Source organism: Devosia sp. J2-20, assembly GCF_055808475.1.
In genome coordinates this window covers 121,898-145,261 of record NZ_CM147870.1, presented here as the reverse complement: position 1 = coordinate 145,261, position 23,364 = coordinate 121,898, and the positions used below count along the sequence as shown (strand labels likewise).

At 62.6% G+C, this 23,364-nt stretch carries 16 protein-coding genes, 1 tRNA gene and 2 pseudogenes; 9 read left to right on the top strand and 10 right to left on the bottom strand.

The genetic code is table 11. From position 1 onward, the window contains the following. Nucleotides 1-382: 382 nt before the first annotated feature. Both AC0L37_RS00725 and AC0L37_RS00720 read right to left on the bottom strand, forming a co-directional pair. Nucleotides 383-458 (bottom strand) — tRNA-Ala (locus tag AC0L37_RS00725). Nucleotides 459-556: 98 nt separating this feature from the next. Next, nucleotides 557-1,570 carry an SDR family oxidoreductase gene (locus AC0L37_RS00720; RefSeq protein WP_282222262.1) on the bottom strand — a complete coding sequence of 338 codons (1,014 nt, stop codon included), beginning with the start codon at nucleotides 1,568-1,570 and terminating at the stop codon, nucleotides 557-559. Nucleotides 1,571-1,641: 71 nt separating this feature from the next. On the opposite strand from AC0L37_RS00720, the gene AC0L37_RS00715 reads away from it, so the two are divergent. Next, nucleotides 1,642-2,205, top strand: coding sequence for a TetR/AcrR family transcriptional regulator (locus AC0L37_RS00715; protein WP_282222263.1), 564 nt, complete (start codon nucleotides 1,642-1,644; stop codon nucleotides 2,203-2,205). Here the strand turns inward: AC0L37_RS00715 and AC0L37_RS00710 are convergent. From AC0L37_RS00710 to AC0L37_RS00700, 3 genes are read right to left on the bottom strand one after another with little or no spacing between them, the layout of a single operon-like run. After that, nucleotides 2,202-3,206 carry a Gfo/Idh/MocA family protein gene (locus tag AC0L37_RS00710; protein WP_282222264.1) on the bottom strand — a complete coding sequence of 335 codons (1,005 nt, stop codon included), beginning with the start codon at nucleotides 3,204-3,206 and terminating at the stop codon, nucleotides 2,202-2,204. The two genes, AC0L37_RS00715 and AC0L37_RS00710, sit on opposite strands and share 4 nt — an antisense overlap. A gap of 50 nt (nucleotides 3,207-3,256) precedes the next feature. Continuing rightward, a complete protein-coding gene (locus AC0L37_RS00705) occupies nucleotides 3,257-4,141 on the bottom strand; it encodes a carbohydrate kinase family protein (protein ID WP_282222265.1) in 885 nt (294 codons plus the stop codon). After that, nucleotides 4,138-5,061 (bottom strand): pseudouridine-5'-phosphate glycosidase, encoded by a 924-nt coding sequence (locus AC0L37_RS00700; protein WP_212660075.1) that lies wholly within the window; start codon nucleotides 5,059-5,061, stop codon nucleotides 4,138-4,140. Before AC0L37_RS00700 ends, AC0L37_RS00705 begins: the two co-directional genes overlap by 4 nt. A 444-nt stretch (nucleotides 5,062-5,505) precedes the next feature. Between AC0L37_RS00700 and AC0L37_RS00695 the strand changes: the two genes are divergently transcribed. The 6 genes from AC0L37_RS00695 (at nucleotide 5,506) to AC0L37_RS00670 (ending at nucleotide 10,936) form a co-directional block, all read left to right on the top strand. Beyond that, nucleotides 5,506-6,597 carry a polyamine ABC transporter substrate-binding protein gene (locus tag AC0L37_RS00695; protein ID WP_212659801.1) on the top strand — a complete coding sequence of 364 codons (1,092 nt, stop codon included), beginning with the start codon at nucleotides 5,506-5,508 and terminating at the stop codon, nucleotides 6,595-6,597. A gap of 60 nt (nucleotides 6,598-6,657) precedes the next feature. Beyond that, nucleotides 6,658-7,806, top strand: coding sequence for an ABC transporter ATP-binding protein (locus tag AC0L37_RS00690; RefSeq protein ID WP_282222266.1), 1,149 nt, complete (start codon nucleotides 6,658-6,660; stop codon nucleotides 7,804-7,806). Further along, on the top strand, nucleotides 7,803-8,762 hold the full coding sequence (locus AC0L37_RS00685) for an ABC transporter permease subunit (RefSeq protein ID WP_212659803.1): 960 nt from the start codon (nucleotides 7,803-7,805) through the stop codon (nucleotides 8,760-8,762). Before AC0L37_RS00690 ends, AC0L37_RS00685 begins: the two co-directional genes overlap by 4 nt. Continuing rightward, a complete protein-coding gene (locus AC0L37_RS00680) occupies nucleotides 8,762-9,571 on the top strand; it encodes an ABC transporter permease subunit (RefSeq protein WP_212659804.1) in 810 nt (269 codons plus the stop codon). The genes AC0L37_RS00685 and AC0L37_RS00680 overlap by 1 nt, the downstream gene beginning before the upstream one ends. Nucleotides 9,572-9,859: 288 nt before the next feature. Next, nucleotides 9,860-10,714 carry a formyltetrahydrofolate deformylase gene (gene purU, locus AC0L37_RS00675; protein ID WP_212659805.1) on the top strand — a complete coding sequence of 285 codons (855 nt, stop codon included), beginning with the start codon at nucleotides 9,860-9,862 and terminating at the stop codon, nucleotides 10,712-10,714. A 33-nt stretch (nucleotides 10,715-10,747) separates the two neighbouring features. Further along, entirely contained in the window at nucleotides 10,748-10,936 is a 189-nt protein-coding gene (locus tag AC0L37_RS00670; RefSeq protein WP_282222267.1) for a hypothetical protein, read from the top strand. A 2-nt stretch (nucleotides 10,937-10,938) separates the two neighbouring features. On the opposite strand, the pseudogene AC0L37_RS00665 reads toward AC0L37_RS00670, so the two are convergent. Then, nucleotides 10,939-11,366: pseudogene (locus AC0L37_RS00665) on the bottom strand (RrF2 family transcriptional regulator). Nucleotides 11,367-11,839: 473 nt separating this feature from the next. Then, nucleotides 11,840-13,681: pseudogene (locus AC0L37_RS00660) on the bottom strand (cation:proton antiporter domain-containing protein); the annotation flags it as partial. A 290-nt stretch (nucleotides 13,682-13,971) separates the two neighbouring features. Here AC0L37_RS00660 and AC0L37_RS00655 point away from each other — a divergent pair. Next, a complete protein-coding gene (locus AC0L37_RS00655; RefSeq protein ID WP_212659810.1) occupies nucleotides 13,972-14,805 on the top strand; it encodes a transglutaminase-like domain-containing protein in 834 nt (277 codons plus the stop codon). On the opposite strand, the gene AC0L37_RS00650 is transcribed toward AC0L37_RS00655, so the two are convergent. The 3 genes from AC0L37_RS00650 to AC0L37_RS00640 are packed head-to-tail and all read right to left on the bottom strand — an operon-like array spanning nucleotide 14,802 to nucleotide 17,627. Continuing rightward, on the bottom strand, nucleotides 14,802-15,890 hold the full coding sequence (locus AC0L37_RS00650; RefSeq protein WP_282222268.1) for an ATP-dependent DNA helicase: 1,089 nt from the start codon (nucleotides 15,888-15,890) through the stop codon (nucleotides 14,802-14,804). The two genes, AC0L37_RS00655 and AC0L37_RS00650, sit on opposite strands and share 4 nt — an antisense overlap. Then, a complete protein-coding gene (locus tag AC0L37_RS00645) occupies nucleotides 15,890-16,573 on the bottom strand; it encodes a fumarylacetoacetate hydrolase family protein (protein ID WP_282222269.1) in 684 nt (227 codons plus the stop codon). The genes AC0L37_RS00650 and AC0L37_RS00645 overlap by 1 nt, the downstream gene beginning before the upstream one ends. Beyond that, the gene (locus tag AC0L37_RS00640; protein WP_269371623.1) at nucleotides 16,566-17,627 is read right to left on the bottom strand and encodes an aldo/keto reductase; all 1,062 of its coding nucleotides are present in this window, start codon (nucleotides 17,625-17,627) and stop codon (nucleotides 16,566-16,568) included. The genes AC0L37_RS00645 and AC0L37_RS00640 overlap by 8 nt, the downstream gene beginning before the upstream one ends. A 217-nt stretch (nucleotides 17,628-17,844) precedes the next feature. On the opposite strand from AC0L37_RS00640, the gene AC0L37_RS00635 reads away from it, so the two are divergent. Continuing rightward, the gene (locus tag AC0L37_RS00635; RefSeq protein ID WP_282222270.1) at nucleotides 17,845-23,334 is read left to right on the top strand and encodes an alpha-2-macroglobulin family protein; all 5,490 of its coding nucleotides are present in this window, start codon (nucleotides 17,845-17,847) and stop codon (nucleotides 23,332-23,334) included. Nucleotides 23,335-23,364 lie beyond the last annotated feature (30 nt).

Genomic DNA, 23,364 nt, shown 5'->3' with positions numbered 1-23,364 from the left:
GGCCGCGAAGGCCAACAGAGCCAAACAGGCGCCACCATTGAGCAAGAATGTAGATCGAATGGCCAGAGTACCGCTCTGAACCGTAGCTTCATTTAGATTATCAAAAAAAAGTGTCCTGTCGTTCAAAAGCCCGTAGTGCAAGTTCGCGGCTATCCATGTAACACCTCCTTTATTGGGACATGAGCATGAGTTGCTCCGGCGTTGCAATATCCGTTTAGTAGAGGAGCCGCGCGAACGAGCAGATCCAAGAGTACTCCTGAATAGCCACGTGCATCCGCCGCACAGTGAATGCCATGAGGCCAGTCTATTATTGCCGCGCGCGACTGCCAGCGAGCAAACCCAATGATGCTGGAAAGCTACCGCGCATAGTATGCCCGAAGCATGGTGGAGCTGAGCGGGATCGAACCGCTGACCTCGTCATTGCGAACGACGCGCTCTCCCAACTGAGCTACAGCCCCACACAATGGCGATGATAGAGCCGCACGATCTGACCCAGCAAGGGGATGGCGGGGATAGTGACCCCAATGCCATCCCGCTTCATGGCGGTGCGTTGATCCTAGACCAGCCCGTGCTCAATCAGGCTCTTGCCGGTCGCGATGCTGGACACGTCGGTGCCGATCAGGGGGCGGCCGAGGCGTTCGCTGCCGCGTTTGCCGTCGACGCGTTTGACCGTACCCATTTCATGCATGTTGTCGCGCACATCGCGATCAAACAGCGCCACGATGCGCACCACCCAATTGGGCAGCTCGGCCGTGGGAACGCGGCGATCGGGAAAGGCTGGAACCAGCATCTTGCCCACTTCGGCCATCATATAAGTGCCCTCCGAGGCGATGCAGCGCTGCCCGCCCGCCGCCGGGTTGGTCATGGCATCAACCTGCAGGGCCGCCACATCGCGCACATCCACCATCGACATGGCCAGCTTGGGCACGGCGGGCAGCTTGCCATCGAGCAGGCGCTGCACCAGCATTGAAGACGTGCCGGGATCCTCATCGAGCAGCGGCCCGAAAATCCCCGCCGGATTGATCACCGCCAGATCATCATGCCGACCGGCGGCGTCCATCATCTCCCAGGCGGCGCGCTCGGCCAGCGTCTTGGACTGGGCATAGGCGCCGATATGGGGGCTCTCGACATTGCTCCAGTCGGCCTCGGTAAAGGCGCGGCTGGTATCGCTCTGGCCATACTGGATCGCGGCAATCGAGGAGGTCAGCACAATGCGCTCGACCTTGGCAGCCAGGGCCGCAGCAATGGCGCGACGCGTGCCCTCCACGGCGGGGCGGATCAGTTCCTGCGGATCGCTGGGTGTATTGAGCACGAAGGGCGAGGCGGTATGCTGCACATAGCGCACATCGGCCATCGCCTCGGCCCAGCCATCATCGCTGAGCAGGTCTAGCGCCACGAATTCCAGCCGGGAGATATCGGCACCCGCTCTGGCCAGCGTGGCGCGGACCTTGTCGGCCTTGGCCAGCTTGCGCACACTGCCGCGAACGGTGTAGCCAGCATTGAGCAATTGGAGAGCGACATGGCCGCCCAGAAAGCCGGAAACCCCGGTGAGCAAAACGCGATCAGACATGTCAGTCTCCGTTATCAATTGAACGATAGATATGTTATTCGTTCAGTTCGTTCAAGTGGAGCGCCTTTATTTTGAGTGCCGCCGCCGATGCCAGAGCTACCGAAAAACGCCGTCGCACCCTTGATGCAGCGCGTTTTCTGATGCTGCGCGATGGCCTGCGCGGCACCACCATGGAAGCCATTGCCCGCCAGGCCGGCATCGCCAAGGCCACGCTCTACGCCCAGTATCCCGACAAGGAAGCCGTGTTCGCCGGCATTCTCGATGAACTGACGGGGGCGCTGACCGAAGCCTTTGACGCCGGCATGGCCGGGCCGGGCCCGCTGCCCCGGCGCATCGGCGCCGCCATGGCCGGCAAATATGGCGTCATCGCCGCCATCGTTGAGAGCTCGCCCTTCGCCCAGGAACTGTTCAGCAGCCATGGCCGCATCTCGGACCGCCTGCGCGCGCTCGACACCAATACCAATGCGCAGATCGTCGATGCCCTGCGCGCGGCCGGGGTGGCCGAACCCACCGAACTGAGCCGTGTGGTCCAGGCTGCCTGCTATGGCGTGGCGCAAAAGCTGATCGACGAAGCCGCCGTCCGCGCCGGCATCATGATGCTGTGCGAACGGCTGATTGCTCCCGAGATCGCCTAGACGTTCGCCCAGCCGCCGCTCTTTTCGCTGGCAAAGATCGCGTCGATCACCTTCATGCTGGCAATCGCATCCTCGATGCCCCAGGCCAGCGGCTTTTCGCCCAGCACGGCCAGCGCAAAAGCTTCGGCCTGCGCGGTATATTGATCGACCGCCGGCAGGATTTCGCGCCGCGCCAGCGAGCCATCAAGCGCCGCTGCGCTGTCGATGGTGATCGCGGTGGGCATATCGGCGGGCGCATTGAACGGGATGATGATCTCGAGCTTGCCCTTGGACCCGAACACCTGCACCCGCTGATGCGGCACGGTCTGGGTCGAGCAGGTGAAATTGAGCTGCCGCCCGCCGCCGAAATCGGCCATCACGCTGGCCAGCCGGTCGGTACCGAAATTGGCATCGCGCTCGATCAGCGACACCACGCGCGTCGGCTCGGCCTCGAACAGATAGCGCGCCGCGGTGATCGGATAGCAGCCAATATCCATGATGCCGCCACCGCCAATATCGGCCTTGTTGCGCACATTATTGGGGTCGGCGTTGAAATAGGTGAACACCGCATTGATCGAGCGGATCTCACCCAGCTCGCCTGAGGCAATGATCGCGCGGGCGCGCTCCCACTGCGGATGGAACCGCACCATGAAGGCTTCGAGCACAATCCGGTCGGCCGGACACTCGCGCAGGGCTTCGGCATCGGCCGCGTTCAGCGCGATGGGCTTTTCGCACAGCACATGCTTGCCCGCCTTGGCCGCCGCCACCGTCATGGGCACATGCAGATGATTGGGCAGGCAATTGTAGATCGCATCGATCTCGGGATCGGCGAACAGCTCCTCATACGAGCCATAGGCCCTGGCAATGCCCAGCCTGTCGGCCGCCGCCCGCGCCTTGCCGGGATCGCGTGAGGCAATCGCCACCACCTCGGAATGCGCCGATTTCTGGATGCCGGGCGTGACCTTGGCCATGCCGATATTGGCCGTGGACAGAATGCCCCAACGCACTTTCTTGCCGCTCATATCTGTCTCCCTCGATTGGCCGCAGATGTAGCGGTGGCCCAGGGATTTGGCTAGCCCGGCTGGCCGCCAATGGTCTGCACGGCCTTGGCCCCCGAAGCGATGCCTTCGGCCATTGCCGAGGCTTCATCTTCGCCATCGAGCAGCGCCGCCAGAAAGCCCGCCGCAAACGCATCGCCCGCCCCGGTGGAATCCACCACGGTGACGCTGGGCGCGGGCAGTTCGACGCGCAGACCGGCCTGCCCGCCCAGCGCCGCACCATCCCGTCCACGCTTGATCACGACATTCCCATAGTGGGCGCCCAGCGCCACCATCTGGGCCTGATAATCATCCAGCCCGGTCAGCAGGGCTGCCTCATCGGCATTGGCAAACAGCCAGTCAGCCCCGCTCGTCCAGTCCAGAAACTGATCAGCACCAACCTCTGCCAGAAACCCCACCGAAGCGGGATCAATCGCGATGGCAATGCCGCGATCCTTGGCGGCGGCAAACAGCGACTGCACCGCCGCACGCGGGCCGGGCGCAAAAAAGCTGTAGCCCGACACCATGATCATGCTGACCTCGTCGAGCAGGCTGTCGGGCAGATCATCGGCGCTCAGATTGAGATTGGCGCCCCGGTCGGTCAGGAAGCTGCGCTCGCCATCGGTATCGACAATGGTCACCAGCACGCCCGAAGGTTGCTCGGCGTCACCGGCCAGTACCGGCACCACGCTGAGCCCGCGGAAATAGTTCTCATACATGGCCCGGTCGGACTGCCCGACCCGCGCGGCAAACACCACATCGGCCGCCATGGCACCCAGCCAGACCGCCTGATTGGCGCCCGACCCACCGGGCCGGCTGCGCACGGTGGCGCGCCGGTCACTGCCTTTGACCATAGGGCCTTCGGGGACCACGATGACATCGGTCATCACATCCCCGACGACCAGGATTTTGCCGCTCATGCCGCGTCTGCTGCCAGGGCCACCGCAATCCTGGCAGCAACCTTGGCGTTGTTTTCCACCAGCGCAATATTGGCGACCAGCGACTTGCCATCGGTCAATTCAAAGATGCGCTTGAGCAGGAATGGCGTCAGATCCTTGCGCGACACGCCTTCGGCTTCAGCGCCCGCAATGGCTTCGGCAATCCGCGCCTCAATGGCAGCGGGCTCAAGCGCATCGGCTTCGGGGATCGGATTGGCGACCAGCACGCCGCCCATGCCCAGCGCCACCTGATGGGCAATCACCTTGGCAATATCGGCGGCATCGTCAAACCGGTGATCGACCTTGTGGCCGCTCTGACGCGCCCAGAAGGCGGGGAATTCATCGGTGCCATAACCCAGCACCGGCACGCCATTGCTCTCAAGCACTTCAAGCGTCTTGGCGATATCCAGGATCGACTTGGCACCGGCACAGACCACCGCCACTGGCGTGCGGCTGAGCTCCTGCAAATCGGCCGAAATATCGAAGGTTTCTTCGGCACCGCGATGCACGCCGCCAATACCGCCCGTGGCAAACACCTTGATGCCCGCCAGCGCGGCAATCTGCATGGTGGTGGCAACAGTGGTGCCGGCAATGGCGCCCTTGACCAGCAGCGCGCTGACATCGCGCCGGCTTGCCTTGGCAGCCTTGCCGCCTTCAAGCGCCAGCCGCTCCAGATCATCGCCCGACACCCCGACACAGAACTTGGAATCCATGATGGCAATGGTAGCCGGGATGGCGCCGTTCTGGCGGATCACCGCCTCGACATTTTTGGCCATCTCCAGATTTTGCGGATAAGGCATGCCATGGGTGATGATGGTGGATTCCAGCGCCACCACGGGCTGACCGTCGGCCAATGCCTGTGCAACTTCAGGGGTGATCGAGAGATAGGCCTTGGCGGTCATATAATTGCTTTTCACTACTATGGTCATGCAGGCCCGCGGGCCTTTGTCGGCGCGGGTTTTGCGCCCTGATGCGGCAAAGCGTCAACCCCTACCAGACCATGGCGGTAAATCCCTTGTCCACCGGGGCATTTCAATTTACGCTTTGGCATACCTCGAACCGAGAAAGGGCACTTCGCTGAACACCTTGATCGTTGATCTTGCCATCGCCGCAGATCGATATGCGCCCCCCACCGGGCCCCGTTCAGTCGAGTTGTCCAGCGCTTCCGAGCGCTCCTTTTCTGCACCGCAGAGTGATTTTGCGCCCCATCAGCCGGGCCTTGAAAGATAAGCCCTGGCTTTTCGAGCCTGTCTGCCCCGGTGGGGTGGACCAATGCCAGCCGCACGCCTGTGCCGCACACCCAAAACCAAAAGACCAAAACGACCCCAACAGGAGCTCCCGTCCAGATGAACAAGTCGCTCGCACTTGCCCTCGGCGCCCTCATGGTCGCCAGCCCCGCGCTGGCCCAGGAAGAAGCCGTCCTCAACGTTTACAACTGGTCCGACTATATCGCCGAAGACACCATCGCCAATTTCGAGGCGGAGACCGGCATCAAGGTCAATTACGACGTCTACGACAACAATGAAGTCGTCGAAGCCAAGCTGCTGGCCGGCAATTCGGGCTATGACATCGTGGTCCCCTCCGGCTTCTTCCTGGAGCGCCAGGTGCAGGCGGGCCTATATCAGGAACTCGACAAGTCCAAGCTGACCAATCTGGGCAATATGGACCCCGGCGTGATGGAGCGCACCGCCGCCCATGACCCCGACAATGCCCACTCCATCGACTATATGTGGGGCACCACCGGCATTGGCTACAATGTCGGCAAGGTTACCGAAGCGCTGGGTGCAGATCAGCCCATCGACACCTGGGATATCGTGTTCAAGCCCGAGCTGGCCGCCAAGCTGGCCGATTGCGGCATTGCCATGCTCGACGCACCCAATGAGATCTTTGCCGCGGCACTGAACTATCTGGGCATCGACCCCAATTCGGAAAGTGCTGACGATCTGGCCAAGGCCGAAGAGCTGGTGCAGGGCGTGCGCCCCTATGTCCGCTACTTCCACTCCTCGCAGTACATTGACGATCTGGGCAATGGCGAAATCTGCCTGGCCGTGGGCTATTCCGGCGACGTGTTCATCGCCCGCGATGCCGCTGCCGAAGCTGCCCAGGGCGTTGAAGTGGCCTACTTCATTCCCAAGGAAGGCGCGCTGCAGTGGTTCGACCTGTTCGCCATTCCCGGTGACGCACCACACCCCGACAACGCCCACAAGTTCATCGACTACATGATGAAAGCCGAAGTGGCCGCAGCCAACACCAACTACGTGTTCTATGCCTCGGGCAATGCGGCCGCTGTCGAGTTCATTGATGACGAGATCAAGAACGATCCGGCGATCTACCCACCTGCCGATGTCGCCGCCAAGCTCTACCCACGCAAGGCCACCTCGCCTGAATTCAGCGAGTTGATGACCCGCTCCTGGACCCGCATCAAGACCGGTCTGTAAGCGCTCACTGCAAACGGGGCGAAGCCACAACTTCGCCCCGCTTCCACCACCAGGACTGACATGGCCAAAAAGCCCGAAATCGCCGCTGATACCCGCCCCTGGCGCAAAAGCGATGCCAAACCCTTCGTCCGCATCGCCAATGTCACCAAGCGGTTTGGCGACGTGTTCGCCGTGTCCGACGTCTCGCTCGATATCTACAAGGGCGAACTGTTCTGCCTGCTGGGCGGATCGGGCTCGGGCAAATCGACCCTGCTGCGCATGCTGGCCGGCTTTGAAGAACCCAGCGCCGGCACCATCGAAATCGACGGTCAGGACATGTCTCATGTCCCGCCCTATAACCGCCCCGTCAACATGATGTTCCAGTCCTATGCGCTGTTCCCGCATATGAATGTCGAGCAGAATATTGCCTATGGCCTCAAGCGCGATGGCCTGCCCCGCGCCGAAATCAATGACCGCGTCGCTGAACTGCTCAGCCTGGTCAAGCTGGCCGATTATGGTCGGCGCAAACCGCACCAGCTGTCCGGCGGCCAGCGCCAGCGCGTGGCGCTGGCCCGTTCGCTGGCCAAGCGCCCCAAACTGCTGCTGCTCGATGAACCCCTTGGCGCGCTCGACAAGAAGCTGCGCGAGGAAACCCAGTTCGAACTGGTCAAGATCCAGGAGACACTGGGCGTCACCTTCATCGTGGTGACCCATGATCAGGAAGAGGCGATGAGCCTGGCCACCCGCATCGGGGTGATGAACCAGGGCGAAATCGCCATGATCGGTGAGCCCACCGACATCTACGAATTCCCCAACTCCAAATTCGTGGCCGGCTTTATCGGCTCGGTCAATCTCGTTGACGGCGTGGTTACCGAGGATGAGGACGCCTATATCCGCATCCGCTCCCAAGAGCTGGGCTGCGATATCTATGTCGGCCACGGCGTGGAATGCGCCCCCGACCAGCGCCTGAGTTGGGCCATTCGCCCCGAAAAGCTGATGCTCAGCCGCGAAAAACCCGACAACGCCCATGGCGCCAATATCACCCAGGGCGTGGTCGAGGATATTGGCTATCTCGGCGATGTCAGCGTCTATCGCGTGGTGCTGCAGAGCGGCAAACGCCTGCGCGTGACCCAGACCAACACTACCCGATCCAACCCCGACGCCATCTCCTGGGATGAGCAGGTCTATGTGACCTGGGGCGACAGTTCCGGTTCGGTGCTGACGGTATGAGCAGCTTTGAGGGCGATACACCGCTGCCCAAGCGCCGTGTCTGGTCCGGTGTTGAACGCACGCTGGCGGCCATGGGCCTGTCCGGCCGGGCGCTTGTGATTTTTGCCCCCGCCATCTGGCTGACCCTGTTCTTTCTGGTGCCGCTGGCGGTGGTGTTTGGCATTTCGCTGACCGTCAAGCAGTTCGGGCGCCCACCCTATTCGCCGCTGCTGACCAATGAAGACGGCACGCTGCAGCTGACGCTGCATCTGAACAACTATCTCTATTTGTTCACTGACGCACTCTATGTCGCGGCCTATCTCAGCTCGATCAAGATCGCGCTGATCTCCACCATCATCGCCCTGCTCATTGGCTATCCGATGGCCTATACGGTGGCGCGCGCCCCCGATCAGTGGCGCAATATCCTGCTCATGCTGGTTATCCTGCCATTCTGGACCTCGTTCCTGCTGCGGGTCTATGCGCTCAGCGGCTTCATGCGCGGCAATGGTGTCATCAACCAGTTTCTGGGCCTGTTTGGCATCGAGCCGTTGGTGATGATGCAGACCGATTTCGCCGTCTATGTCGGCATCGTCTATACCTATCTGCCTTTCATGATCCTGCCGCTCTACACCAATCTGGTGAAGCTGGACGGCGCCCTGCTCGAGGCATCCGCCGATCTGGGCGCCAGGCCCTGGCGCACCTTCCTCTCGATCACCCTGCCGCTCTCCATACCCGGCATAATTGCCGGCTCCATGCTGGTCTTCATTCCCGCCATCGGCGAATTCGTCATTCCTTCCCTGCTCGGCGGGCCCGGCACGCTGATGATCGGGCGCGTCCTGTGGGACGAGTTCTTCGCCAATTCCAACTGGCCGCGCGCGGCTGCCGTGGCGATCGCCATGCTGGTAGTTGTCGTGATCCCGATCATGCTGTTGCAGCGGGCACAGGACAGCACGCTGGACAAGGAAAGGGCCAATTGATGCGCCGCAACGGCCTGCTCCTCACCGCTACCGTATTGGGCTTTGCCTTCCTGTACGCGCCGATCATGTCGCTGGTGATCTTCTCGTTCAACGAGAACCGGTTGGTGACCGTGTGGTCGGGCTTTTCGACCAAATGGTACGCCGAGGTCTTCGCCGATCCGCAGCTGATCGACGCCGCCTGGCTCTCCATTCAGGTGGCCTTCACCGCTGCCACCATTGCGCTGGTGCTGGGCACGCTGTGTGCCGTTGCGCTGGTCCGCTTCCGCCGTTTCCGCGGGCGCACCGCCCTGGCGGCCACCGTCTCGGCACCGCTGGTGATGCCCGACGTGATCACCGGCCTGGCGCTACTGTTGCTTTTTGTGGCCATGGAAAGTGCCATTGGCTGGCCTGCCGGGCGCGGCCTGATGACCATCATCATCGCCCATTCGGTATTCTGCATGGCCTATGTGGTCGTCGTGGTGCAGTCGCGCCTCTCCGATCTCGATCTCAGCCTGGAAGAAGCTGCTATGGATCTGGGCGCCACCCCGGTCCGGGTATTCTTTGACATCACCCTGCCCATCATCGCCCCGGCGCTGATTTCGGGCTGGCTGCTGGCCTTTACACTCTCGCTTGATGATCTGGTGATCGCCAGCTTCGTATCGGGCCCCGGCTCTTCCACCCTGCCCATGGTGATCTTCTCCAAGGTCAAGCTGGGCGTGTCGCCCGACGTCAACGCGCTGGCCACCATCATTATCGGTCTGGTGGCGCTGGGCGTGTTCGCGGCAACACTGGTGCAATTGCGCAGTCGGCCCAAAAAGTCGCCGCTCTAGACAGACGCGAAAAATCGGCGCACCATCCCCTCATGTTCAACGAACGAATAGGAGGTGATCCAGTGTCTTTTGAGGTTGTGGTTCTCGAAGCAGGTCTTGGATATTTGGTAGCGAGCGGGAGTGATCTCGACTAGCACCCATCTCCTCGGCACTCGAGGCCGTTAAGCTCGGAAAGGGCCGTCCGCAAGGGCGGCCCTTTTTCGCATCGGCGCGCCTGCCCCGACGTGCACCCTTGACGCGAGCGCCCAAGCCATTGATACCGCTGGCGAGATTTCTGGAGTTTGCACAATGTCCGCGGCCAATTTTGTCCTGACCCTGTCCTGCGCCGATCGCCCCGGCATCGTCGCCGCGGTTACCACCGAGCTGGCCGCGCTGAGCGCCAATATCGCTGAATCCAACCAGTTCTGGGATCGCGAAACCGGCCGCTTTTTCATGCGCCTGGCCTTTACCGCGCCCCAGGGCGTGGGCCGCGACGCCATTGAACGCGCGCTCAAGGCGCCCATTGAACGGTTTTCCATGAAGACCAGCCTGGTGGGCGAAAGCCAGCGCAAGCGTATCGTCATTCTGGTCTCCAAATTCGACCACACCCTGCTCCATCTGCTCTACCAGATTCGCGTGGGCTGGCTCGATGCGGACGTCGCCGCGATCATTTCCAACCACCCCGATGCGCGCAAGATCGCCGAGGACGCCGGCATCCCCTATCACCTGCTGCCTGTGACCAAGGACACCAAGGCCGCCCAGGAGGCGCAGGTGCTCGAGATCATCCAGAAGGCCGGGGCCGATCTGGTGGTGCTGGCGCGCTATATGCAGGTGCTCTCCAATGATCTGTCGACCCGGCTGTTCGGGCAGGTCATCAACATCCATCATTCGTTCCTGCCCAGCTTCAAGGGTGCCAAGCCCTATCACCAGGCCCATGAGCGCGGCGTCAAGATCATCGGCGCCACCGCGCATTATGTGACCCCCGATCTCGATGAAGGCCCGATCATCGAGCAGGAAACCGCTCGCGTCACCCACGCCATGAGTGCCGAGGATCTGGTGGCCGCCGGTCGCGATATCGAAAGCCGCGTGCTGGCGCGTGCCGTCAAGCTGCACCTGGAAAACCGGGTCATGCTCAATGGCAAGAAGACCGTCGTCTTCGGCTAGCGCACCACAGCCAAACTATTCAGGATATTGGTAATGCCCACAGATGATATGACGTTGATCGGCCTTGGTCTGGCCGGGCTGTTCATCGTCTGGCTGGCATTCTCGCTGCTCAAGAAGGTCGTGGGTCTGGCGGTGCTGGCCGCCCTGATCATTGGCGGCTTCGTGCTCTGGAGTAATCCGGAGATGCGCCGCGCCATGCTCGACACAATCGGTGCCTTCTGAACCTAAACCGGCAAATCCTCGAGCCGCAGGGAATCGGCCAGTGTGGTGCTGTCGAGCACGGCGCGGGTGGCCAGTGTCACGCGCTCGAAGACGTGGCGGATTTCGCAGGCACCCTCGTCCTGGCAATCGGCGCATTTCTTGTAGGCAATCTTGGACAGGCAGGGCAGCGGCGCGATGGGCCCGTCGATCAGGCGCAGCACTTCGCCGAACATGATCTCCTCGGGCGCCTTGATCAGTTCATACCCCCCGAGCGGCCCCGCCGACTGGCGACGAACCCGGCCCGCTTGAGTTCAAGCAGGATCTGTTCGAGGAATTTCTTGGGGATCGACTGCGCCTTGGAAATCTCGCCAATCATCATGGTCTCACCACGATCCACGCGTGCCAGCGATACCAGCGCCCGCAGCGCGTATTTGGCCTTTTGCGAAATCATCTAACCAAACTACTCCTTGCGCCCTGACGCGGCGCACCCCTCCAGCTTGCGCCAAAATACAGCGCCAGCCAACATTGCCCGCCCGCAAGCTGTCAGCTCTTGGGCTCGGGCTGCACCTCTGGCGCCACCCCGTCTTCAGCGGTATCGGCATCCTCACTTGCGGGTGCCGGGCCGCCTTCGCTGACCTCATCGGCCTTCTGCTCATCCAGTTCCGCTGCCGCGTCCGCGCTGACCTCGTCCACTGTGACTTCGGCAGCATCGTCCTGGGACGCTGGTGTGTCGGCTTGCTCGGCCGGGGGCGCCAGCTCGATGACATCATCGACAACAACAGCTTCGAGCACGGGGATTTCGCCTTCAGGCTCAGTCTCGGTCGTCGGTTCTGCTGTTTCAGGCGTTTCGCTCTCATCGGTGGTGGCGATGGCAGAAGCTACCGCGGCAGGTGTCGTGGCCGCCTTCTCCAGCAGATTATCGACCGGCGCCAGCTTGGGCTCGACAACCACCGCCTCGGCCACAACCGGCGCGACACGCTCGCCGCGCAGCCAGGCCAGCATGCCCATGCCGATTTCGTGCTCGCCCATGATCACCACATCCGCGCCCAGGCTGCGCAGATGCTCTTCTTCTTCAACTGAATGCGCCCGCGCAATAATGCGGATCGAGGGGCTGAGCTTGCGCCCCACTTCGCACACCGTACCGGCTTCGAAGCCGTCGGGAATGGCGATCAGCAGGCATTCGGCCGCCGCCAGATTGGCCAGCTCGAGCACCTCTTCGCTGGCGGCATTGCCCAGCACGGTTTCAATGCCCATGTCGCGCGCCACCGCCACGAAATGGTCGGTGTCTTCGATCAGCACCAGCGGCGCGCCAGCGCTATGCAGGCTCTCGCCCACCACCTTGCCGACGCGACCAAAGCCCACCAGGACGGTGTGGCCGGTCTTGTGCGATGGCTCGATGACATCTTCTTCGACCAGTTCGAGCACATCGGCCTCGGCGACCTCTTCACTGGCAATCGCTTCGGTGGGCTCGACACTATCAGGTTCAATCCGCTCGCCATTGCGCTCGGCGCGCGCGGCCTTGCGGCGTGCCGACTTGGCTTCCAGCTTTGGCTTGGCCAGATCAATGGCCCAGAACACCACCGGGTTGAGCACGATGGAAATCAGCGCACCCGCCAGGATCAGATCCTGTCCCTCGCGCGGCAGAATGGCGAGCGCCACGCCCATGCTGGCCAGAATGAACGAGAACTCACCGATCTGCGCCAGCGACGCCGAAATGGTCAGCGCGGTGGCGATGGGCCGCTTGAACAGCAGCACAATGCCAAAGGCGGCAGCAGACTTGCCGATAATGATGATGAACACCGTGGCCAGCACCGGCAGGGGGTTGGTGATGATAATCATGGGATCAAACAGCATGCCGACCGACACAAAGAACAGCACGGCAAAAGCGTCGCGCAGCGGCAGGGTTTCCTGCGCCGCACGATGAGACAATTCGCTTTCCGACAGGATCATCCCGGCAAAGAAGGCACCCAGCGCCAGCGAGACGCCAAACAGCAGTGCCGAACCCAGCGCCACGCCCAGCGCAATGGCCAGCACCGCCAGACGGAACAATTCGCGGCTGCCGGTGTGTGCGGTGCCGTGCAGCGCCCATGGAATGATCCGGCGTCCGACAATGAGCATGAAGCCGACAAAGGCCGCGACCTTGACCAGGGTCAGGCTGAGCACGCCCCAGATACCCAGCTCAATCCCGGCCATGCGGCTGACAAAGGACACGAATGGATCATGCACGCCACTGTCATTGCCGCCCAGGCTGGCAATGGCGGGCACCAGAACCAGCGCCAGCACCATGGCCAGATCTTCCACGATCAGCCAGCCCACCGCGATGCGACCGCGTTCGGTCTCGATCAGGCGACGATCCTGCAATGCCTTGAGCAACACCACGGTCGAAGCGACCGACAGCGCCAGACCGAACAGAATGCCGGCCCCCACGCCCCAACCCAGGATCAGCGCCAGACCCAGCCCCAGCAGGGTCGCCAGCGCGATTTGTGCCAGAGCACCCGGAATGGCCAGAGCGCGCACGCTCATCAGATCCTTGAGCGAGAAATGCAGACCAACACCAAACATCAGCAGGATGACACCCAGTTCGGCCAGCTCGGCGCCAAGCGCCTGATCGGCGACAAATCCGGGTGTGTAGGGACCCGCAAGCACGCCTGCGAACAGATAGCCCACCAATGGTGGCATCTTGAGCCGATGCGCAATCATGCCGAAGATATAGGCCAGCACCAGACCCGCGACGATCGTAGTGATCAGGGGGGTGTCGTGGTGCATCGTGTCTCCTGCGTGCGTTGAAAAAGCGTTGCCGCTAAATCTCTAGTGATAAAATGGAGTATCCGTTCCCCATGCGCAAGCGGCACGGCGGACCGAAAGTTAAGCAATTCGACTGACTTGGCCGCACAAGCGGTCAAGATTGCGGCGATCTGGCAAGATTGTCTTTGTTCTGCGCCCGCACTGGTCCAAGCTGAGTTGGTCGGGCCCGCATCCTCAAGCCAACTATCTGGCCGGCTCGATGAACCAGATCGTTGGTGCCGCGTTTGACACCCGACCATAAAGGATGCGCCGTGCGTTTATCTCTGGGATGCGAAGTCGGCTATGACGTGCTCGAGACAGCTACGCTGATCTTCAATATTGAAGCCATGCGCGGCGGGCGCCAGCAGGTTCTCAACGAACAATTGGTGATCTCGCCCAATGTCACGGCCGATGAAAAGACCGCCCATGAAAGCGGCAATCGCTATCTGCGGCTGACCGCACCGCCCGGCTATCTGCATGTTCGCTATACTGCCGAGATCGAGCTCGATCCGCTGCACCGCGCACCGGCCTTTATTGGTGAGGTACCAGTGGCCACGCTCCCGCTGGAAACCCTGCCCTTCCTCAATCCGTCACGCTATTGCCCCTCGGACCAACTGGCCCGGTTCGCCGTCCGCGAATTCGGCAATATCGCGCCTGGCTTTGGCCGCGTGGTGGAAATCTGCAACTGGATCAATGCCGAAGTCGATTACCAGTTTGGCACCAGCGACAGCGCCACCACCGCCGCCGGCACGTTCTCGACGCGCGCTGGCGTGTGCCGCGATTTCGCCCATCTCGGCATTACCTTCTGCCGCGCCCTGGGCATCCCGGCGCGGTTTGTCAGCTGCTACGCCTGGCAGCTCGAACCGCAGGATTTTCACGCGGTGTTTGAAGCCTATCTGGGCGACCGTTGGTATCTGTTCGACCCAACGCGGATGGCCACGCTTGACGGCATGGTGCGCATAGCCTGTGGCCGTGACGCCGCCGACACCGCCTTTGCCACCATCTTTGGCGCGGTCAATCCGCAGAACGTTTATGTCTGGGCCAATGCACTGGACCAGAACACCAGCGCCGAATGGACCACCGACGCGGTCAGCACGCAGGATTAGGAAACCACGGTGATCTTTTCGGCGGCGCGGGTGATGCCGGTATAGAGCCAGCGCGCCCGCTCTTCGCGGAACACAAAGCTCTCATCGAACAGATAGACGCTGTCCCACTGGCTGCCCTGCGCCTTGTGCACGGTCAGGCAATAGCCAAAGGTGAACTCGTCGAACTGCCGCCGTTCGGGCCAGCTCATCGCATCCTCTTCGCCCGAAAAGAACGCCTTGTGCGTGAGCACCTTGGCCTCGCCCTTGCCCTCATCGGCCCCCAGCAGCAGGCTCCATTTGCCATTGGTGCGCCGCGTCGCTTCGGTGACAATCCAGATCTGCCCGTTGAGCAGCTTCTTGCGGGCATTATTGCGCAGGCAGACCATGCGATCGCCCAGCACGGGCTCGTGGAAGGGCAGACCCTTCAGCTCGCGCAACCGGTCGTTGTATTGCAGCCGCGTCTTGTTGCGGCCCACCAGCACCTGATCGGCTTCCAGCACGGCATCGCGGTCGACATTTTCGCGCCCCACCACGATGGACTCGCCATAGCTGCCGCGCTCAAGAAACCCGCCTTCACGCACCTGCATGGACAGATGAATGATCGGATTGTCCGCCGCCTGACGATGGATTTCGGTGAGCATCACATCAGGCTCGTCAGCAGTGAAAAAGCCTGCGCCCTGCACCGGCGGCAGCTGGAACGGATCGCCCAGCACCAAAATCTTGACCCCGAAGCTGAGCAGATCCTTACCCAATTGCTCGTCGACCATCGAGACCTCGTCGATCACGATCAGGTCGGCATCGGCTGCCGGGCTTTCATCATCGAGCACGAAGCGCGGCTCGCCTTCCTTCTCGCTGACCAGCGTATAGATCAGGCTGTGAATGGTCTGGGCGCCCTTGCAGCCCCGCTTGCGCATGACCAGCGCCGCCTTGCCGGTAAAAGCGGCAAACCGCACCTTGCGCACATCCTGGGCCAGATGCACCGCCAGCGTCGACTTGCCGGTGCCCGCCCAGCCGAACAGGCGGAACACCTGCGGGCCGTCGCGGTCCTTGAGCCATTCCGATACCGCGATCAGGGCCGCGTCCTGCTGGGGAGACCAAACCGTCATCAGCCGATCGTCGTCCGCACGCTGCCGACACCGGCAATCTGGCCCTCGAGAACATCGCCCGCCACCACCGCGCCAACCCCGGCCGGGGTGCCGGTCATGATCAGATCGCCAGCCTTGAGCGTTACGAAGCCGCTGAGATAGGCGATGGCTTCGGACACGCTCCAGATCTGATCGCCCAGATCGCCACGCTGGCGCTCCACCCCATTGACCGACAGCGTGATGGCGCCCTTGTCGGGATGGCCGATGGTTTGGGCTGGCTCGATGGTGCCGATGGGCGCCGAACAATCAAAGGCCTTGGCCATTTCCCAGGGGCGTCCGGCCTTCTTGGCCTGGGCCTGCAGGTCACGCCGCGTCATGTCCAGCCCCGCCGCATAGCCATAGACATGGCTGAGCGCATCGCCCACCGCGATGTCGCTGCCATCCTTGCCAATGGCAACAACCAGCTCGATCTCATGATGCAGATCGCTCGTTTGGGGCGGATAGGGCATGGCCGCGCCGCCCACCACAACCGCATCGGCAGGCTTGGCAAAGAAGAATGGCGGCTCGCGCGTATCATTGCCCATTTCGACAATATGCTCGGCATAATTGCGGCCAACGCAATAGACCCGGCGCACGGCGAACAGGCCGCCACGGGCAATCGGCACACTGACGGGCGCATGCGGCGCAAACAGAAAATCAGCCACGCTTGAACTCTTCCACATAGGGGGCAAGGAGATCGGCATCGACCGGGCCCAGACGGTCATTGGCCGTAAAGGTCTGATGCCAGTAGGGATAGATAAGTGGCGGCTGGCTGACCGCATCAAGCCGGGCGCGTTCCTCGGCGCTCAGCTTGAGATCGGCGGCAGCCAGATTGTCCTCGAACTGCGCCTGGCTGCGCCCGCCAATAATCACCGAGGTGACACCGGGGCGACCCAATGTCCAGGCCAGCGCCACCTGCGCGCCGGACACGCCGCGCGCATCGGCAATCGCCACGATCACGTCGACAATGTCGTAGAGCTTGTCCCAGTCATAGACCGGGGGCTCGCGGAAACCACCGACATGGCGCCCGCTTTGAGGGCCGCCATCGCGGCGATATTTGCCCGAGAGCAGACCACCGGCCAGCGGCGACCAGATCAGCATGCCCAGCCCCTGATCCTGACTGATCGGCACCAGCTCATATTCGGCTTCGCGCGAATGCAGCGTGTAATGGATCTGCTGGCTGACAAAACGCTCGGCCTGCCGCTTATCGGCAGCCTGGAGTGCCTTCATGATGTGCCAGCCCGAATAGTTCGAGCAGCCGATATAACGCACCTTGCCATGCTGCACGAGCGTGTCGAGCGCCGCCATGGTCTCTTCAACCGGGGTCTGACCATCCCATTCATGCACCTGATAGAGATCGATCACATCGGTCTTGAGCCGGCGCAGGCTGGCTTCGGCCTGGGCAATGATGTGGTGGCGCGACAGGCCCCCTTCATTGGGTCCATCGCCCATATTGAAGCGCACCTTGGTAGCGACCAGCGCGCGCTCGCGGCGGCCGTTTTCACGCAACGCCACCCCGATCATCTCCTCGGAGACCCCGGCATTATAGACATTGGCGGTGTCGAGCAGATTGATCCCGGCATCCAGGCACAGATCGATCTGCCGATTGGCATCGGCCTGGTCGGTATGGCCCACCCGTTCGGAGCCACCAAAGGTCATGGTGCCCATGGTCAGCACCGAGACTTTCAGGCCCGAGCGGCCCAGATACCGATATTCCATCCCTATTCTCCCGCTTGCGTCTGAATCACCGGCCAGACGAGAACATTTCATAAACCAACACGCAATGCCTCCCAAGCCCTGCGGGTCAATTGCTTCGCACGCCGCCCCCGTGTCAAACCACTGTCATCACCCCAAAACCAGCATGGGGCAGTGTGTGGACTCGGCATGGGGGCGGGCGTATCGTCCCCGCCAGTCAAATGAAGCTTGGGAGGGCAGCATGCGGCACGGTCTTGGCGTTATCCGGTTTATGGGTGCTGCACTGATCCTGGCTCTGGGTATGGCCCAAGCGCAGGCTGCCGATCCCAAAATCACCCTGCTGCAGGATTCTGACCTGCCCGGCTATGACTATGCCATCCTTAAAAATACCGATCTGGACGCCTGCAGCGCCAGCTGTGCCGATGATCGCATCTGCCAGGCCTTCACCTTCAACCAGAAATCCAACTGGTGCTTCCTCAAGGGCGCTGTTGGCGAACCCACCGCCTTCAAGGGCGCGGTATCCGGCACGGTCGAACACGCGCCCTCCCCGGCTGCCCTGAGCGCCATCCGCCAGTCCGAAATCCCCTTCCCGGCCCAGGAGCTGATCGACGCCGCCCGCCGCTTTGCCAATGAACTGCCCCAGACCGATGCGCCACCGCCCAAGGTGGGTTACGCCGATCTGGTCGCCGATGGCGATGCCGCCAGCGCCGCACAGAACCCCGCCGGTGCCATCACCGCCTATCGTCAGGCCCTGGCGATCAACCCCAATGCCGCCCATGTCTGGCAGGCGCTGGCCATTGCCACCCTGACCCGCGCCGAAGCCGTTGCCGGCTCCGACAATGACAATAGCGGCGATCTGGCGCGCACCGCCGTCTCGGCCGCGCTCAATGCCTTTTTGCGGGCCGAGGAGACCGATGCCCGCGCCCTGGCCCTGCGGGCGCTCGCCAATGGCATGGAATATGGTGGGCGCTGGCGCGAGGTGATTGCCACCTATCGGCTGAGCCAGCAGCTGTGGCCCAGTGATGATGTCGCTGCCCATCTGCAAGACGTCGTCGCCCAGCATGGCTTCCGCGTCGTCAATCATGTGGTCGATGCCGAAGCGGCGGCCCCCCGCATCTGCGCGGTGTTTTCCGATCCGCTCGGCAGCACAGATCTGTCCGCCTATGTCGTGGTGGCCAATGCGCCCCAGACCTCGGTTGAAACCGAAGCCGACCAGATCTGCGTGGAGGGCGTCAGCCATGGCAGCCGCTATGCCATCAAGCTGCGCGCCGGCCTGCCCTCGGCCGATGGCGAGACGCTGGGCAAGGAGGTCGATCTCGACATCTATGTGCCCGACCGTTCGCCCTTTGTCGGCTTTGCCAATAATGCCTATGTCATGCCCGCCGGTCTGGGTGGCGGTCTGCCCATCACCTCGATCAATGCCGATACGGCCGAACTGCAAATCTACCGCATTGGCGACCGCGGCGTTGCCGCTGCCGTGCGCGATGGCATTTTTCAGGGCAATCTGACCGATTATGGCGCCCAGGACATTGCCGACCGCGTCGGCCAGCAGGTCTGGAGCGGCGAAATCGATCTGGCGCGCGGTCAGGCCAATATCCTGACCACCACCGCCATTCCCGTTGCCGACGCGCTGGGCAATATGGAACCCGGTGCCTATGTCGTCACCGCCCGCATCAAGGGCGAGGTCGACGACGAATACTGGAGCGAGAAGGCGACCCAGTGGTTCATCATCACCGATCTGGGTCTGACCAGCATTGCCGGCGATGACGGTGTGCATGCCTTTGTGCGTGGCCTGACCGACGCCCAACCCGTGGCCAATGCAACCGTGCGGCTGATTGCGGTCAATAATGATGTGCTTGGCCAAGCCACCACAGACGAGACGGGCCGGGCCCGGTTTGCCCCCGGTCTCGCCCGTGGCACCGGCGGCGCGGCCCCGCAATTGCTGGTCGCTGAAACGACCGATGGCGACTATGCCTTTCTGGACCTCTCCAAACCCGCCTTTGACCTGACCGATCGCGGTGTCGAAGGCCGGCCCTCGCCTGGCCCGCTTGACCTGTTCGCCACCACCGAACGCGGCGTCTATCGCCCCGGCGAAACCGTGTTCCTGACTGCGTTGTTGCGCGATGATCGCGCCGCGGCCGTGTCCGGCCTGCCGCTGACCATGGAAGTGGAGCGCCCCGATGGCGTGGTGGCCAGCACGCAATTGCTCAGCGATCAGGGAGCTGGTGGCTATTTCACCGCCCTGCCCATGGTCGAGGGCGCCATGCGCGGCTCCTGGACGCTGCGGCTCTATTCGGACCCCAATGCCGATGCGCTGGCCAGCACCAGCTTTCTGGTCGAGGATTTCGAGCCCGAACGGCTGGCCTTTGAGCTGAGCACCACCGACCAGGCCCCGCTGGTCACCGATGAAGTGACCGAAATCAGCGTCGCGGCCAAATATCTCTATGGCGCCACCGCGCCTGATCTGGACATTGAGGCCGATGCGGTGATCCGTCCGGTCAAGACGCTCGAAGGCTTCCCCGGCTACACCTTTGGCCGCCTCGACGACACCATGGAGACCACGCGCGAACCCCTTGGCGTTGTCGGCACCACCGATCAATCAGGTCACGCCGTGGCTGAAGTCGTGTTGCCGGCCGTCCAGACCACCACGCGCCCCCTCCAGGCCCAGATTCTGCTGCGCCTGGTCGACACCAATGGCCGCACCATTGAGCGCAGCCTGTCCCGACCCGTAATGGCCGATACCGACCGCATCGGCATCAAGCCGGTGTTCGCCGACCCTAGCGGTCTGTCATCGGGTAGCGAAGCGCAGTTCGACATTATCGCGGTATCACCGCAGGGCGAGACCGTGGCCAAGACCGGCCTGAACTGGACCCTGTCGCGTCTCGAAACCACCTATCAGTGGTACCGCAATGGCAGCGCCTGGCAGTGGGAACCCATCACGACAACCCGCACGGTCGCCAGCGGCACGCTCGATACGCCTCAGGACGGCCCGGCAACCATCGGCGCCAATGTCGATTGGGGACGCTATCAGATCGAAGTCACCAGCACCGGCAACGGCGCCACGTCCTCGAGCTATGATTTCTATGCCGGCTATTACTATGCCGATGCGGGGTCGGACACGCCCGACACGCTGCAGGTGGCGCTCGACAAGCCCGCTTATCGCGTCGGTGAAACCGCCCGGCTCAAGCTTGATCCGCAGTTTGCCGGCACCGCACTGGTCATGGTGGTCGACAACCGCGTCATCGCCATGCAGGCTGTCAATGTGCCCAAAAAGGGCACCACGGTTGACCTCGAGGTCACCGACGAATGGGGCCCCGGCGCCTATGTGACCGCCATTCTCTATCGCCCTGCCGATATGGGCGAAAAGCGCATGCCATCGCGCGCGCTGGGTCTGGCCTTTGCCGATGTCGAGCCGGGCGATCGCAAGCTGGACGTCTCACTGGACGCCCCGCAGACCACCCTGCCCCGCCAGAGTTTCACCACCGGGATTGCCCTGGGCAATCTGGCCGCTGGCCAGACCGCCTATGTCGCTGTCGCCGCCGTCGATCTGGGCATTTTGAACCTGACCAATTTCAAGACCCCAAGCCCCGACGACTGGTATTTTGGCCAGCGTCAGCTGGGCATGGATATTCGCGATCTTTATGGCTCACTGATCGATCCGACCCAGGGCATGGCCGGCGCCATGCGCTCGGGCGGCGATGGTGGCGCGGCGCGCCTTGGCAACCCGCCCCCCATCTCGGTGCTCGTTGCGCTGCATTCGGGCATTGTCGAGCTCGATAGCGATGGCAAGGCAAGCGTCACCTTCGACATGCCGGACTTTTCCGGCACGGTCCGCGTCATGGCCATGGCCTGGACCGACACCGCCGTGGGCCATGCCCAGGCCGATGTGATCGTGCGTGATCCTGTCGTTGTCACCCTGAGCCCACCGCGCTTCCTGCGCGTCGATGACGCCTCGCGGCTTCTGGTCGAGATCAACAATATCGATGGCGCCGCCGGTGCCTATGGCGTCAGCCTGTCGACCGGCACCGGCATCAACACCACGGCGCAAGACACCGAAGTCACCCTCGATAAAGGCGCGCGCACCACCCTTGAGCTGGGGCTGACCGGCGCCGCCATTGGCGACTGGCCACTCGCGCTGACCATCACCGCACCCGATGGCAGTACCCAGACCAAGGAGCTGACGCTGGGCGTGCGTCCGATCAGCGCGCCGCAGACCAGCAGTACACTGCTGCCCATCGACGCCAATGCCAGCGTCACCGTCGATGACAGTTTCTTTGCCAGCTACATGGCCAATACCGGCGCCATGACTCTGGCTATTGGCCCGCTGGCCCGGCTCGACGTGCCCGGCCTGCTGCTCGCGCTGGACCGCTACCCGTATGGCTGCGCTGAACAGGTCACCAGCCGCGCTTTGCCGCTGCTCTATCTCAACGATGTCGCCAGGTTGATCGGCACAGCCGGTGACGAAGACCTCAACAACACGGTCACCGACGCCATTGCCAATCTGCTCTCCAAGCAGAATTCAGGCGGCGGCTTTGGCCTGTGGGGTCCGTTTGATGGCGGTGATGGCTGGCTTGATGCCTTTGTCACCGACTTCCTCCTGCGCGCGCAGGCGGCGGGCTATGCCGTGCCCGAACAGGCCATGAGCCGGGCGTTGGACAACCTCTCCAACCAGCTCGCCTATGCCAGCGATTTCGACAATGGCGGCGAAGACGTGGCCTATGCGTTGTATAATCTGGCCCGTGCGGGACGCGTCAGCATGGGCGATCTGCGCTATTATCTCGAAGCGCGCCTGGATGCCTTTGGCTCGCCACTGGCACAGGCCCAACTCGGTGCTGCCCTGGCGCTTTATGGTGATCAGACCCGTGCGGCAACCGCCTTCACCGCAGCCCGTGACAGCCTGAACGCCAGCGGGTCGAGCACCGGCTATCGCGCTGACTATGGCAGCCGTCTACGCGATACTGCTGGCGTATTGGCGCTTGCCGCCGAGTTCAAACCGGCCGGTTTTGACCTCGACACGCTGGCCAATCAGTTCGCCAAGCTGCGCGATCGCGCCCAATACACCTCAACCCAGGACGATAGCTGGACACTGCTGGCTGCAGCGGCGCTGGGCGAAGCCACCACCGATGGCGCCATCACCATCAATGGCCAAACCCTGACCGGATCGGTCTATCGCCGCTTCGAGCAATTGGGGTTCACCCCGCTCGAGATCGCCAATCAGGCCGACACACCAACCCAGGCCAAGGTCAGCGTTACCGGCTATCCGGCCAACCAGCCCGACGCTGCCAGCAATGGCTTTATCCTGCAGCGCGAATATTTCCTGCCCGATGGCACCCCCATCGATCCGCAGGCAGAACCCATCGCCCAGAATGAACGGCTGGTCGTGGTGCTGACCGCCTGGCCCGACAATCTGGGCTCGGGACAATATGTACTGGCCGATCCACTGCCCGCCGGGTTCGAAATCGAGAATGCCAATCTGTCGGCCGGTGGTGTCGCCGACTTCAACTGGTTGCAGCTCGACAATCCTGTCCATATCGAGGCAAGGACCGATCAGTATGTTGCCGCCTTCCGCTATTATTCGGACCCCGGCAGCTTCGCCACTGCCTATCTGGTGCGCGCGGTCTCCCCCGGCAGTTTCACCCAGCCTGGCGCGACGGTCGAGGATATGTACCGCCCGCAGTTCCGGGCCAATACGGATGCGGGCACCATTGAGGTCACCGCCACAGGCCCATGAAAGCGCCCGCGCCAATAGCTGAACCAGCGC